A 14,711-nucleotide genomic window follows, 5' to 3' on the forward strand; every position below is an offset into this window, starting at 1 on the left:
CCGGAGATAGTCGTCATGTCGTCAAGCACTGCCAGCAAGAAGAAGCGCCTCCTTCCGTTACCCATTCAGATGCTGATCGGTCTGGCACTGGGCATCGGTTGCGGCATGGTCGCCCCGGCGCTCGCCACGAAGCTCATGCCTGTGGGCACCGCTTTCGTGCAAGCCGTGAAGATGATCGTCGTGCCCCTCGTCTTCACGGCGATTACGCTCGGCATCTATCAGATGGGTCACAACGCACGCGCCCTCGGCCGTGTCTCCGCCATCAGCCTGATCTACTTCTTTATCGCGACGCTCGTCTCGATCGTGATCGGACTCGGCCTGAACGCGATCTTCCACCCCGGGCTCGGCGCGAATCTCGCGGCGGCGCACGCGTCGGCGAAGCCGATTGCCGCCTCGGTGGACTGGACCAAATTCTTCCTGGAGATGATTCCGTCGAATATCTTCGCAGCGATGAGCGGCAGCAATCTGCTGCCGGTGCTGGTCTTTGCCGTGCTGCTCGGACTGGCGCTGTCGTCCATCGGCGAGCGTGCGAAGCCGCTCGTCGGCGTGCTCGACGCGCTCATGGGCGCAGTGTTCAAGCTCACCGACTGGATCATCTCGCTCTCGCCACTGGCGATCTTCGCGATCATCTCGTGGCTGTTCGCCACACAGGGCATCGGCACGATTCTCGCGCTCGTGAAGCTCGTCGGCACGATGTACCTCGGCCTCGGCGTGCTGCTGGTACTGTTCTGGATTCTGCTCAAGGCAATCGGCGAAAAGCCGTGGGCGACGACGCGCGCCATCGGTGAGCCGGTGATTCTCGCGTTCGCCACGCGCTCGTCCGAAGCCACACTGCCGTTGCACATGGAAAAGCTCATCGCGATGGGTGTGCCGAAGGCCATCGCATCGGTCGTGCTGCCGCTGGGCTACGCGTTCAATCGCGACGGCTCGATCATGTACTTCGCGCTGGCCGTCGGCTTCCTTGCCGATGCCTACCACGTGCCGCTCGACATGCCGACGTTGCTCTCCATCGTGCTCGTCACCACGCTCGCCAGCAAGGGCAGCGCGAACGTGCCTTCGGGCGGTCTCGTGGCGATTGCGATGGTGCTCACGACCATCGGCGTGCCCATCGAAGCGCTCGCCATCATTGCCGGTGTCGATGCCTTCCTCGACATGGGCCGTACTGCCATCAACGTTTTCAGCAACACCGTGGCCATCAAGCTCGTCATGAAGCTCGCCGGTATTCCGTACGAATCGCCTGAGGCCGTGCAAGCGGCGCTCGCCGCCGAGTCGGAAACCACGCGCGTCGGCAGCCATGCCCACGGTCAGGAGTTCGCATGACCTCAGGCAATACCGAACGCTCCGTCGATCTGCGAAGCGATACCGTCACCCGGCCCACCGCACTGATGTGGGAGGCGATGCAAACCGCGTCGCTGGGTGACGACACGCTCGAAGGCGATCCGACCGTGCGCGCGCTGGAACATCTCGCGGCGGTCGTCACCGGGAAAGAGGAGGCGATGTTCGTCGTCTCCGGCACGATGGGCAATCTGATCGCTTCGCTGTGCCACGCCACGCGTGGCGGCGAAGCGGTGCTCGACGCGCAGGCCCACATGGCGAAGTCGGAGGCGGGCGGCATGTCTCGCCTCGCGCATCTGTACCCGGTGCTCATTCCATCGGTGCGCGGCGAGATGAATCTCGATCAGCTGGCCGGGGCGTTGCGTCCTGGCTTTTCGCGTTATGGACAGCCGACGGCGATGGTTGCGGTCGAGTCCACGCACAACCACTCCGGCGGCTACGTGCCGTCATTGTCGTATCTGGCCGATGTTCACGCGCTCGCGTCGCGTGCGGGCGTGCCGGTCCATATGGACGGTGCGCGCGTGTTCAATGCGGCGGCGGCGCTGGGTGTCGACGTCGGTCAGATCGCCGCGCATTGCGAGAGCCTGACGTTCTGCCTCTCGAAAGGGCTGTCCGCACCGATGGGCGCGATGCTCGTCGGCTCGCACGCAATGATCGAACAGGCGCGCACGTTCCGTCGCATGACAGGCGGCGGGCTGCGTCAGGCGGGCATCATGGCGGCAGCGGGGAAGGTAGCGATGGAGACGATGGTTGCGCGACTGGCCGACGACAACGCGCGTGCGCAACGTCTGTGGGACGGGCTCGCGCAGATCGATCCGCAACTGGTCGATTCGGTGCCGTCCACGAGCAACATTGTGCGCTTGCGTGTCGGCGAGCAACGCGAGGCGAACCCGCGTGCGTGGGAGGCTGCGCTCGCGGAGTACGGCATTCTGGCGCGCGCGAGCGGCACGTCGATGCTGCGGCTCGTGACGCATCGCCATATCGGTGACGAGGATATCGACGAAACCATCGCCGCCATCGCGTCGATTCGCGATACGTTTGCCTCGCGCGCCACGCCGTTGGGTGTTTCCTGATCCGGCGTTGACTTTCCTTAGCGTTCGGCCACCGCCAGATACTGTTGCGGTGCGCGGCCGAACAGTCGCTTGAACATCACGATGAAAGCGCTCGGGCTTTGATAGCCGAGCGCGAGCGCCACGTCGCCGACCGACGCCCCGAGCGCCAGCCGCGTGATCGCCTCGGACGCCCGCATATGCTGGCACCAGCGCCCGAAGGTCATCCCCGTCTCGTCCTTGAAGCGGCGCGCGAGCGTCTTGCCGCTCGCCCCCAGTTCTTCTCCCCAGCGCTCCAGCGAGTAATCGGTCGCGGGGGCCATCATCATGTGCTCGCAAATCGCCAGCAGCTTCGCGGAACTGGGCAGCGGCAGGCCGTGCTCGCCGGGCGCAGCCGCCTCGCGAAGCAAACGCAGGAGCAAAGGGATGGAGAGGGCGGTGCGACTGTCGGGTGCGTAGTGGAAACCATCGGACAACATGTCCACGGCCAGTTCGCGCAGGAGCGGGCCGACGGTCAGCACGAGCGCGTTCGGCCACAGCCACGACACCGTGCCCGGCTCGACGCTGATCGTGCAGAACTGCATGCGTCCGACGGCGTGCAGTTCGTGCGGCGTGTTCGGCGGCAGCCAGAGCGCACGCGACGCGGGCAGTGTCCACGTGTGCGCAGGCGTGAGCACGCGCACCACACCGCGCAGCGCCATCACTACGTGACCGTGTTGATGCTGATGCCACGGCTGACGCTCACCATCCTCACATTCCATACCGCTAAGCGTGACGTCGCGCGGCAAATGACGGCGCGTTTCCGGATAGCGGCGCAGCAGCAATTCCTTCATGACGACTTCCCAACCGGACCGATTGACTCGGTCAGATGACGTGCCGCTTGTCCCGCAATCCGTTGTGAGGTGGACCCGACACGCCAAAGCATAGAGAAAAGGACAGAAATTGTCCTTTTCTCAACATTTTTTGTGATTCACAGCAAAAGCATCCCCGGTATTCTACCAACTGCCATCGGGGTTCAGGTGGCAGATACAAGTGATAATAGTAATGCGTCTCATTTATTTTAATTCATTCCATTGGGATGGCTTTGACGCGGGAAGCGGACGTAAAGTGAAACGAAATCACACGGGGAAGGCGACCCATTCGAACGGCGGGCGACGAATGACGGTCATGGCGGCAATGCTCGCCGCAGCGGTATTCGGACCACACGCCGCGATGGCGGCGGACGCCAGCGAGACGTCGTCGGTCGGTGCAGTGAGTGCAGCGGGTGCAGTGGGTGCAGTGGGTGGAGCAGGTGCAGCGAATGCGACGGGCGCGGTCACGCTGCCTGCAACGCAAGTGCGCGACAGTGCGCTTGCCGAGAACCCGAACGGGCCGGGTCGGGGTTACGTAGCAAAACGCATGACAACCGTCACCAAGACTGACGCCTCGACACTGACCGCGCCGCAAGCGACCTCGACGGTCACGCGCGCACAAATGGACGATCAGGGCGCGATCACGATCGATCAGGCATTGCGCTACACGACCGGCGTCAATACGCAGGACGGCACCGACGTGCGTTTCGACCAGCTTCGCGCCCGTGGCTTCGATATCGATGCTTATCTCGACGGCCTCGGCATCTTTGCGTCGCCGCGTTTCGCGACCGCCCGCGTCGACCCGTATCTGCTGGAGCGCATCGACGTGATGTTTGGCCCGTCCTCCGTGCTGTACGGGCAGGGCAACCCCGGTGGCATCGTCAACTACAGCAGCAAGTTGCCGACGGACCAGCCTGTGCGCGAAGTGATGCTCCAGATCGGCAATCACGACACTTATCAGACCGGTTTCGATCTCGGTGGATCGCTGACACCCGACGGCACGATCCTCTATCGCGTCGTGGGGCTGGCGCGGGACGCCAAGACGCAGGTCAGCGCCATCAAGGATCAGCGACTGGCGATTGCGCCGTCGATCACGTTCAAGCCGGATCGTGACACGTCGCTGACCTTGCTCGCGGGATATCAACGCGACCCGGCGGGTGGGATGTTCAATCCGGTGCCCGCCAGCGGCACGCTGTTTGTCAATCCGAACGGCCGTCTCGGCCCGGACCAATACTTCGGCGACCCGAATCGCGACGGCATGCAGCGCACGCAATACTGGTTCGGCTATCAGTTCGCGAAGCAACTGAACGACACGTGGCGCATTTCGCAGAACGCGCGCTATCTGCACATCGACCAGAACTACTACCAGACGTCGGTCACCAGCCCGTTTGCGGCCGACCAGCGCACGGTGGCGATGTGGGGCAACACCGACTTCGAGCACGTGAGCCAGTGGCAGATCGATACGAACGCGCAGGCGAAGTTCGCGACGGGTCCGGTCGAACACACAATGCTCTTCGGCTTCGACTATCGCCGCGTACTCGAAGGCGATAACTATGGCGGGGCGGTCGTCGGTCAACTGGATCTGTTCAACCCGAACTACGGCGCGCTGGCGGGCGTGAGCCCGAATACGCGGCTGGACTACTCGCTGAGTCAGGCCGGGCTGTACGCACAGGACGAACTGCGCTACCACCGCTGGGTACTCACGCTCGGCGTGCGCGAAGACTGGGCGACGACGCGCTCGACCACGAACGGCGTGCAGCGTTCGGCAGATAACAGTGCGTTCACCTGGCGTACGGGGCTGTCGTATGTCTTCGATAACGGCGTCGCGCCTTACGTGAGCTATGCGAAGTCGTTCGCGCCGGTGCTGGGGGCGAACTTCGCAGGCGATGCGCTTTCGCCGACCCAAGGCAAGCAGTACGAAGTCGGTGTGCGCTATCAGCCGAAAAACTACGACGCGTCGCTGCGCCTCTCGGCCTTCGATCTGCGTCAGGAAAACGTGAGTGTGGTCGATCCGGCGCACCCGACCTTCCCGACGCAGACGGGCGAAATCCGTTCGCGTGGGTTCGAAGCCGAAGCGCGCGCCAACGTCACCCGCGATCTGAAGGTGATCGCGTCGTACACGTACATCAATCAGGTCAATCTGCAAAGCACGACGGCGCAGGACAAGCGTCCGCAGATTACGCCGCGTAACAGCGTCGCGCTCTGGGCCGATTACACGCTTCACGAAGGGGCGTTGCGCAATCTCGGGTTCGGCGCGGGCGTGCGATACATGAGTTCGTCGGCGGGCGACGCTGCCAACACGTTCGAAGTGCCGAGCCGCACGCTGGTCGACGCCGCCGTGCACTACGACTGGCAGCAATGGCGCTTCGCCGTGAACGTCAGCAACCTCTTCAACCGCGAATACCTCTCGTACTGCACGTCGTCATCGGTGTGCTACTGGGGCGCGACGCGAACCGTTCTGGGGACAGCCCGATATCAATGGTGATGCAACGACAATCGTTTGCCGCACGACGCCGCCTTCTGGCGGCGTTTGGCGTTGGTGCGCTGGCACCGTTCATGGGGGCGGGGGGCGTACTTGCGTCGCCTGTTGTGGCTCCATCCGTGGGTGCTTGCGCGCCTTCGGGCCGCATGCCGCGCGTTGTGGTGCTCGACTGGGGACTCGCTGCGCAGGTGCTGGCGCTGGGCGTGACGCCCGTGGGCGCGGCGCGTCCGTTCTGGTATCGACTCCTCTCGGGCACGCCCGCTATGCCCGACGACGTCGTCGACGTCGGTCTCCTCTTTCAACCGAATTTCGAAGTGGTGCAGGCGTTGCACCCCGATCTGATCGTCATCACGCCAGCACACGCTGCGCTCGCCGATTCGCTTGCGCGCATTGGGCCGCTGTTCGTCGCGCCGCCGCCCCATCCGCATGAAGACGGCTATCGACTTGCGTTGCGTCGTGCGCGGGCACTGGGCGATGCGCTGGGGCGTCCGACGCAAACGTCACAGTTGCTGGAGGCGACGGACGCGCATCTGAGTGAGGTTCGCGACCGCCTGACGAAGCGCGGCGTCACACAACGGCCGGTGTATCTGATGAGCCCCATCGACACGCGTCTGACGAACGTCTTCGGCCGTGAGAGTGTGTTCGGCGGGACGCTGGCCGCTGTGGGGCTGACCAACGCGTGGCGACGTCCGAGCGATACGGAGGGCATGGCACAGATCGATTACACGCAGCTCGGGGCAGATGCCTCGGCGCGCGCGATGTTGATCGGTGCACGCCCCGGATTGCTGGGCATGCTCGGGCAGAGTCCGCTGTGGCAGGCGCTGCCGTTCGTGCGCGGGGCGCGCGTCGGTCAGTTGCCGGTCATGTTGCCGACGGGCGGCACACCCACGGCGGTGAAGCTGGCCGACGCGTTGAGCGTCGCCCTGACAGGAGCGGCGGCATGAGCACGGGAAATCCGCTTCAACCGATGACGGCCGACAAGCCGCTTGGGGCCGCGACGTCTACTGAGGTGCGTCATCTCTGGCGTCTCGCAACGATGGTCGGCGTGCCCGCACTGGTGCTGACCGTCGTCACGTTGCTGTCGCTGCGCCCGGTGGGCGTCGACAGCGGCACGTTCCTCGCTGCCGTCTGGCACGCCGTCACACATCCGACGCTGGACCCGAATGCATCGGCTTCGGCCGCCGCGATGTCGGGCCTGCTCGTGAACTACGCGTGGTTGCCGCGACTGGCGATGTCGGTGCTGGCCGGTGCCGGGCTTGCGCTCGCGGGCGTGATGTTCCAGCAAGTGCTGCGCAATCCGCTCGCCGAGCCGCTGACGCTCGGCGTGGCGTCGGGGGCGTCGCTCGCGCTGTCGGCGGCCACGATCTGGCTGCCTGCGGTGGCCTTCGCGTGGCGCTCAGGCGTCGCGTTGTTCGGCTCGGCCACGGCCATCGCCGTGGTGATGGCACTGACGTGGCGCAGTCGCTTCGCCCCCATCCCCGTGATTCTCGCGGGCATGATCGTCAACCTGTATTGCAGCGGCCTGTCGATCATGGTGTCGATGACGCACGAACGCGCGCTTGTCGGTGTGTTCGCATGGGGCGTCGGGTCGCTCGTGCAAAACGGCTGGCACGACTTCGGATGGCTGTTGCCCCGCGTGATTGTGGCCGTCGTTGCAGCGGCGCTGCTGCTCAGACCGTTGACGCTGTTCACGCTCGACGACCGCAGCATGACCCAGCTCGGCGCGCGTGTTGCGTGGATTCGTACCGCCGGACTGGTAGTGGCCGTGGCGCTCTCGGCGTGCATCATCAGCGTCGTCGGCATCATCGGTTTCGTCGGTCTGGCCGGACCGCAGCTGGTGCGGCTTGCCGGTGCGCGACGTCTGCGCGATCAATTGATCTGGGCGCCGTTTATCGGTGCCCTCATGCTGATGCTGACCGACCAGCTTGTGCAGTGGCTGCCGCTGTTCGACGGTGCGTCGTTGCCGACGGGCGCCGCCGCAGCGCTGTTTGGCGGACCGCTGCTGCTGTGGCTCCTGCGCCGCACGCGGGCCGGTGAAGTGGCGAGCGCCGATGCCGCGCCGCCTGCGCGCGCGCGGCATCCGTTCCGATGGCTCGCGTTGGCGCTCGTGCTCGGGGCCGCGCTCGTCTGGGCGACGCAGCATCTCGGGCGTTCGTTCGATGGCTGGGCGTGGGCGACGGACGCGTCATGGGTATCGCTTGCGCAATGGCGGCTGCCGCGCATGCTCGCGTCGGCAGCGGCGGGTGTCGCGCTGGCGCTGGCGGGCACGCTGCTGCAACGGATCAGCGGCAACCCGATGGCCAGCCCCGAACTGCTGGGTGTGAGCGGCGGCGCAATGCTGGGCGTGCTGATCGTGACGTTCGCGATGGTGGGCCCGTCGGCGTCGGCACTGTTCATTGCAGCCTTCGCAGGCGCTGCGCTCAGTCTCGCGGTCATGCTCACGCTCTCGCGCAAAGGCGGCTTCTCGCCCACGCGGATGCTGCTCGCGGGGGTGGCGATCTCCGGCATGGCGCAATCGCTGGTGGCAATCGGGAGCGCGAGCGGCACGGCCAATGCCTTCCTGCTGCGCTCGCTGATGCTTGGCCTCACGTACATCGTCGGTCCCGGTATTGCCTTGGGCGCTGTCGTCGCCTCGTTGGTGGGGCTGCTGCTGACGTGCCTGGCATCGCGCTGGCTCGATCTGCTGCCGATGGGCGACGCAACGGCGACCGCCGTCGGCGTGAACGTGCGGCGTGCGCGCCTCTGGATGTGGTGCCTGGCCGCGACGCTCAGCGCCGTGGCGACGCTTGTCGTCGGTCCGCTGTCGTTCGTCGGTCTGCTCGCACCGCATCTCGCGCGCATGGCCGGGTTCGGTAAAGGACGCTCGCAGGCCGTCGCATCGTCCGTGTCCGGTGCGTTGCTGATGATCGCCGCCGACTGGCTCGGACGCAATCTGCTCTTCCCGCAACAACTCCCGGCGGGCGTACTCGCGATGCTGATCGCCGCGCCGTATCTGCTGTGGCACCTGCGTCGGCAGGTGGCGTGACATTCCCGACATCCCCATAAAAACAGAGATCTCATATGTCCTTGTTCTGGCACTTGGTACGTGCGTCTCGATGGCCGTTGGCCATTGCGTTCGCCGGTAGTCTGATCAGCGGTTTCGGCAACGCGGGTCTCGTCGCGCTGATCAATCGCGCGCTCACGGCCCCGCGCGAGCATCTGGGCGTGCTCGGCATGCAATTTCTCGGCCTTGGCGTGATCGTGCTGGTCACGCGCGCGCTGTCGCAAACGCTCTTCATGTCGCTCGGTCAGCGCGCGAAGGCGACGTTGCGCATGCAGGTCGTGCGTCGCATCGGTGCCGCCCCTTACGCGAGTCTCGAGAAGCACGGCATTGCCCGTGCGATTGCCGTCCTCACGCAGGATCTCGATACCATCGTCGTCCTGTTCGTGAACCTGCCGGTCCTGGCGATGCAGGGCGCGGTGATCGCAGGATGTCTCGTGTATCTCGGCTACCTGTCCTGGCAGATTCTGCTGTTCGCAGTGGTGACGATCCTCATCGGCGCGGCGGGATTCCGTTTTGCCAATCAGCGCGCGCTGCTGCATCTGCGCAGCTCGCGCAAGCGTGAGGAATCGCTGGTGAAGGACTTCCGCGCGTTGTTCGATGGTGCGAAGGAGCTCAAGCTGCACCGTGCCCGTCGCGACGCCTTCATCGAAGACCGTCTCGCAAGCAACGTCGAGGCGGTGCGTGTGCAGCGCACGCGCGGTTACGTGCTGTATGCGGCGGCGGCCAGTTGGGGCAGCTTCATTCTGTTCGCCTTTATCGGCCTCACGCTGTTCGTGGTGCTGCGTCACGTCGACCTGCCACCGCAGGTGGTGTCCGGCTACGCGCTCGTGTTCCTGTACATGATCATGCCGATCGAAGGCGTGCTCTCGGCGATGCCGTCGCTGGGCAGTGCACGCGTCGCGCTAGAGCGCATCGCGCAGGTCGAGAACGAACTGCCGCGCGAACTGCTACCGGCACCGGGCAGGCGCGAAGCACCGGCGTTCCAGGAAATCGTGCTTGAAGGCGTCACGCATCGCTACTTCCGCGAGCAGGAAAACGAAGTGTTCACGCTGGGGCCGGTGACGCTCACGTTCCGTCCGGGCGAACTCGTCTATCTGGTCGGCGGCAACGGGAGCGGTAAGACCACGCTGGCCAAGCTGATCGTGGGCCTGTATGCACCGGAGCAGGGCCGGATTGTGGTCGACGGTGTGCCTGTCGGCGACGCGGAGCGTGACCACTACCGTCAATTGTTCTCCGTGGTGTTCAGCGACTTTTTCCTCTTCGAACATCTGCTCGGCTTGCCGCCGGAAGGACTCGACGCGCAGGCCCAAACGCTGCTCAAGTCGCTGCAACTCGATCACAAGGTGACGATCTCGGACGGACGCTTCTCCACGCTCGATCTGTCGCAGGGACAGCGCAAGCGTCTCGCGTTGCTGGTGGCGTATCTGGAAGACCGGCCGTTCTATGTCTTCGACGAATGGGCGGCGGATCAGGACCCGCTGTTCAAGGACGTTTTCTACCGCCAGATGCTGCCCGCACTCAAGGCGCGCGGCAAGAGCGTGCTGGTCATTACCCACGACGACCGCTACTTCGATCTGGCGGACCGTCTGATTCGTCTCGACTACGGTCAACTGCTTCAATCACGCGAGCCGCAAGCCGACGTCGAGGCCCCCAACGAACCTGCCGAACCAGATTCATCGAATGCTCATGACTGATATCCCGATGTTCGCTTTGCAAGACGTTTCGTTCTCGGTAGAAGGGCGCACGCTACTCGCGCCACTGACGCTGGAACTCGCGGCCGGACAGGTGCACGGACTGATCGGCCACAACGGCTCGGGCAAGTCGAGCCTGATCAAGTTGCTCGCGCGCCAGCTCCAGCCGGTGAGCGGCAACATTGCGTTCGAGGGACGGGCGCTGGCGTCGTGGGGCGCACGCGAGTTTGCGCGGCGTGTGGCGTATCTGCCGCAGCAGCCGCCTGCCGCTGCCGGGATGACAGTGTCTGAACTGGTCGCGCTCGGTCGTTACCCGTGGCACGGTGCGCTCGGACGCTTCGACGCCCATGACCACCAGGCCGTGCAAAACGCGATGACACAGACCGACGTGCTCGGCTTTGCCGACCGTCTCGTGGAGTCGCTCTCGGGCGGGGAGCGTCAGCGTGTGTGGCTGGCCATGCTCGTTGCGCAGAAGGCGCGGTGTCTATTGCTGGACGAACCGACCTCGGCGCTCGATGTGGCGCATCAGCTGGATGTCCTCAAACTCGTGCGCGAACTGGCCGACGCGCATGGCCTTGGCGTGGTGATCGTGCTCCACGACGTCAACATGGCCGCGCGCTTTTGCGACACGTTGCTCGCGCTCAAGCAAGGCAAACCGATTGCGCGTGGCACACCGGCAGAACTGATGTCGCCCGACACGTTGCAGACGATCTACGGTGTGCCGATGGGCGTCTTGCCGAATCCCGATGGCGGGATGCCGGTCAGTTATGCACGCTGACGTCGCGCACTGAGTGCTGTGAAGGCAGACGCCCGAGTCCGGCTCAGGCGTCTGCGAGATAGCGTTGCGGGGAGCGCCCCGTAACCTGTTTGAACATGGCGATGAAGGCACTGGGGCTGGCATAGCCGAAGGCGTCGGCCGTCGCTGCGACCGACGCGCCCTGCGCAAGCGTCGAAATCGCTTCGGACACGCGCAGATGCTGACGCCAGGTCACGAACGTCATGCCCGTCTCCGTCTGAAACTGACGCGCGAGCGTGCGTCCGCTCACACCGAACTGTTCCCCCCAGAAGTCGAGCGTCAGCTTGCTGGCTGGCTCGTTCATCAGGTGCTCGCAGATCGCCTGTAGCCGCTCGTCCCTCGGCACCGGCACGCCCCGTTCGGGCACCGGGGCTGCGTCGTGGAGTACACCCATCAACGGCGGCACCGAGAGCGCTGCACGGCTCGTGGGGCCGTAGGTATCGCCGTCGCGGCTCACGGTCACCGCGAGTTCGCGAATCAGCGGCGTGACGAGGATGACCGTCGGACTGGTCCAGTCCCAAGGGAACGCGCGCGGCTCCATGTAGATGTTACCCATCTGTCCGTCGCCCACGGCATGCAGTTCGTGCTCGATGTCCGACGGCAGCCAGAGTGCGCGCGAAGGCGGCAACGTCCAGATGGCGGACGGCGTGAGCACGCGCACGATACCGCGCACCGGGAACACCAGTTGGCCGTGTCGATGGCGGTGCCAGATCAGCCGTTCGCCATGACGAAAGGGCGTGACCTGAGCAAAGACATCGCGCGGTAAGGGCCGTACGGCATTGGGAAATCGCTTGCGCAGGAAGTCACTCATGGGGGTAATGCGGGTCTCGCGTCAGGATGTCGCCAATCGGATAGCGATTGTCAAAAAATCGACATTTATTGTCGTCCTTACCTTTTTCGAACCCGATATTCTCCATAGCTATCAATGTGTTGTGCCGGACCAAATGCAAATTTAGTAATGAGTCTCATTTGCGATATTTCCGCCAGTGTAGCGGGAATTGGACCGTGGCCGCACAAAGCACACGAACGTTAATTTTGGATCGCCGGTAGAACCCGGCAACAAGGGGAAGTGTTGTCAACGATGCAAACGAATCAGAGTTCTCGCCGGACGCAAGCCGCACGGGGCCGCATGTCCGATGCCATACGCGCAGGGCAGTCGTCGAATTCGCGCTATGCGCTCACGCCTGTCGCCGTCGCCATGGTGATGCTGTGCGCCGCGACGGCGCATGCGCAGACGCCGTCGCCTGCGGCTTCGTCATCGGGCGGCGGTGCCGCGTCTGCCGTACTACCGGCGGCCAACGTGACGGCACAGCGCGACGCGCAAACCGAAGGCTCCACCTCCTACGGCACGCAGACGACGACAATCGGGAAAACGCCGCAGGCGCTAAAGGACATTCCTAACTCGGTATCGGTCGTCACGCGCGCGCGTATGGACGATCAGGCCATGACCTCGGTCGCCGATGCATTGCAGTTCACCACCGGCATCACCGCGGTCAACTATGGCGACGGCACGTACTACTTCAACTCGCGCGGCTACAACGTGGGCGTGGAGTTCGACGGTGTTTCGATCCTGAGCGGTATTCAATACCAGCCGCAGTTCGATCTGTCGATGTACGACCGGGTGGAAGTCTTCCGCGGCCCGGCGGGCCTGCTCGACGGCACCGGCGAGCCGGGAGGCACCGTGAATCTGGTGCGCAAGCGTCCGGGCGACACATTCGCCGTGCGCAGCGAAACGACGATCGGTTCGTGGGCGAACTATCGTCAGATGATCGACGTGACCGGCCCTCTCAATCAGTCGGGCACGATTCGCGGGCGCGCGGTATTGACGGGCGACACCGGCAACAAGTCGATCACGCGTACCAGCGAGAGCAATTTCCTGGCTTACGGCGCGCTCGAATTCGACCTCACGCCGCGCACACTGCTGTCGCTGTCGGGCTCGTATCAGGTCAATCCGCTGCATGGGTTCGACTACGGTCAGTCATTGCTGACCAACCGGTCGTTCCTCGACGCACCGAACAACTCGAACTTCTCGCCGGACTGGAACTACAGCTGGGCGTCGATGCAGGAAGTCAACGGCAAGCTGGAGCATCGCTTCGATAACGACGTCGTGTCGACGACGACCGTCAACTATCGTCATGTGCTTTCCAACAGCAAGTACGCCTATCTCGGCCCGGGGATCAATCCAACGACGCTCACGGCCCGGTATTTCGGCCAGTCGCAGCGCGGCGAGAACAATCTGTTGGGGATCGACTCGCATCTGTCCGGACCGGTGCAGGCGTTTGGCCGCAAGCACGAGTGGCTTGTCGGCATGAACTACCAAATGACGCAGCAGCGCAGCCTGTCCGGTGGTCAGAATCTCGGCACGTTCAGCATCTTCTCGCCGCCGTCGAACGAGCCGACGATTCCGTTCACGTCGGGCAACAACCTGCAAGCGCAGCAATTCGGCGTCTACGGTCAGGCGCGTGTGCGCGTGCTCGATCCGCTGACCGTCGTGTTGGGGGGACGTGAGGCGTGGTTCCAGCAGCAAAGCCAGAGCCTGCTGCCGACTGAGGGTCCGTGGAACACCACGGCGCGGGCAAATCACAAGTTCATTCCGTATGGCGGCGTCGTGCTGGCGCTTACGCCGCAGATCAACGCGTACTTCAACTATTCGAAGATATTCGCGCCGCAGACAGCCACGACGTTCGACGGTCAGGGCTTGCCACCGCGTGAGGGGCAGCAGTACGAATTGGGCGTGAAAGGCGTATTCCTCGACGGTCGCCTGAGCGCGACGGTGGCGGCATTCCGGATGACGGACACCAACCGCGCAGTCGCAGATCCGTTCCACGCGATCGGTTCGGTGGCGGCAGGTTCGGCGCAAAGTCAGGGCTGGGAGGCCGAAGTGACCGGGCAGGTCACGCGCAACTGGAACGTCTATGCCGGTTACACGCTGCTCAACACGCGATACAACAGCGATCCGAGCCAGATCGGTCAGGCGCTCGACGGCGAGGAGCCGCAACATCTGTTCAAGCTGTACACGACCTATCGTTTCTCGGACGGCCCGTTCGGCGGCGTGCTTGATGGTTTGCGGATCGGCGGGGGCGTTCGTATCCAAAGCTCGACGTACCGGACCGTGGGCGCGGCACAAGGGGGGTACGCGGTGTGGGACGCAATGCTCGCGTACCGCGTGAACCGCCATCTGGAAGCCCAGTTGAATGTGAACAACGTGTTCAACCGTGACTATTACGCGCGGGTGCCGTCGACCTTCTATGGCATTTATGGCGAGCGCCGCAATGTGATGCTCACGCTGCGCGCCGACTACTGATCGCGGCAGGGAGCGGAAGGAAGCGGCAGGAAGCGGTCGATCGGGGCTGACCGAGCGGTATCGTCGGCCCCCATCGGCGCGGCGTCCGGCCGATTGGACAGCGTCGTGCAACAGTCTGTTGCATGGCGCTGTCGGCTGAAATTCGGAAATGGCGGTACAC

General features: G+C 64.3%; 10 protein-coding genes. 8 read left to right on the forward strand and 2 right to left on the reverse strand.

What is annotated here, in order from left to right; genetic code table 11:
- Positions 1 to 15: 15 nt before the first annotated feature.
- Both PCO31010_RS13025 and PCO31010_RS13030 read left to right on the forward strand, forming a co-directional pair.
- A complete protein-coding gene (locus tag PCO31010_RS13025; RefSeq protein WP_217426162.1) occupies positions 16 to 1,320 on the forward strand; it encodes a dicarboxylate/amino acid:cation symporter in 1,305 nt (434 codons plus the stop codon).
- Positions 1,317 to 2,408, forward strand: coding sequence for a threonine aldolase family protein (locus PCO31010_RS13030; protein WP_150664662.1), 1,092 nt, complete (start codon positions 1,317 to 1,319; stop codon positions 2,406 to 2,408). The genes PCO31010_RS13025 and PCO31010_RS13030 overlap by 4 nt, the downstream gene beginning before the upstream one ends.
- Before the next feature lie 17 nt (positions 2,409 to 2,425).
- On the opposite strand, the gene PCO31010_RS13035 is transcribed toward PCO31010_RS13030, so the two are convergent.
- Positions 2,426 to 3,217, reverse strand: a complete 792-nt coding sequence (locus PCO31010_RS13035) for an AraC family transcriptional regulator (protein ID WP_150664663.1) — start codon at positions 3,215 to 3,217, stop codon at positions 2,426 to 2,428.
- A 334-nt stretch (positions 3,218 to 3,551) separates the two neighbouring features.
- Here PCO31010_RS13035 and PCO31010_RS13040 point away from each other — a divergent pair, with 334 nt between their 5' ends.
- The 5 genes from PCO31010_RS13040 to PCO31010_RS13060 are packed head-to-tail and all read left to right on the forward strand — an operon-like array spanning position 3,552 to position 11,229.
- Complete coding sequence (locus tag PCO31010_RS13040) at positions 3,552 to 5,720, forward strand: TonB-dependent siderophore receptor (RefSeq protein WP_150664664.1); 2,169 nt, start codon at positions 3,552 to 3,554, stop codon at positions 5,718 to 5,720.
- Positions 5,720 to 6,661 (forward strand): ABC transporter substrate-binding protein, encoded by a 942-nt coding sequence (locus PCO31010_RS13045; RefSeq protein WP_174984704.1) that lies wholly within the window; start codon positions 5,720 to 5,722, stop codon positions 6,659 to 6,661. The genes PCO31010_RS13040 and PCO31010_RS13045 overlap by 1 nt, the downstream gene beginning before the upstream one ends.
- Positions 6,658 to 8,742: a Fe(3+)-hydroxamate ABC transporter permease FhuB gene (gene fhuB, locus PCO31010_RS13050; protein ID WP_150664666.1), complete on the forward strand. Its 2,085-nt coding sequence runs from the start codon at positions 6,658 to 6,660 to the stop codon at positions 8,740 to 8,742. The genes PCO31010_RS13045 and fhuB overlap by 4 nt, the downstream gene beginning before the upstream one ends.
- A gap of 35 nt (positions 8,743 to 8,777) precedes the next feature.
- Positions 8,778 to 10,454: a cyclic peptide export ABC transporter gene (locus PCO31010_RS13055; protein ID WP_150664667.1), complete on the forward strand. Its 1,677-nt coding sequence runs from the start codon at positions 8,778 to 8,780 to the stop codon at positions 10,452 to 10,454.
- On the forward strand, positions 10,447 to 11,229 hold the full coding sequence (locus PCO31010_RS13060; protein ID WP_217426163.1) for an ATP-binding cassette domain-containing protein: 783 nt from the start codon (positions 10,447 to 10,449) through the stop codon (positions 11,227 to 11,229). Before PCO31010_RS13055 ends, PCO31010_RS13060 begins: the two co-directional genes overlap by 8 nt.
- A 43-nt stretch (positions 11,230 to 11,272) precedes the next feature.
- Here the strand turns inward: PCO31010_RS13060 and PCO31010_RS13065 are convergent, their stop codons facing one another.
- Positions 11,273 to 12,058: an AraC family transcriptional regulator gene (locus PCO31010_RS13065; RefSeq protein ID WP_039399585.1), complete on the reverse strand. Its 786-nt coding sequence runs from the start codon at positions 12,056 to 12,058 to the stop codon at positions 11,273 to 11,275.
- Between the two features lie 318 nt (positions 12,059 to 12,376).
- On the opposite strand from PCO31010_RS13065, the gene PCO31010_RS13070 reads away from it, so the two are divergent.
- On the forward strand, positions 12,377 to 14,551 hold the full coding sequence (locus PCO31010_RS13070; protein WP_150664668.1) for a TonB-dependent siderophore receptor: 2,175 nt from the start codon (positions 12,377 to 12,379) through the stop codon (positions 14,549 to 14,551).
- Positions 14,552 to 14,711 lie beyond the last annotated feature (160 nt).

Origin of the sequence: Pandoraea commovens (genome assembly GCF_902459615.1) — a bacterium.
Taxonomy (GTDB): domain Bacteria; phylum Pseudomonadota; class Gammaproteobacteria; order Burkholderiales; family Burkholderiaceae; genus Pandoraea; species Pandoraea commovens.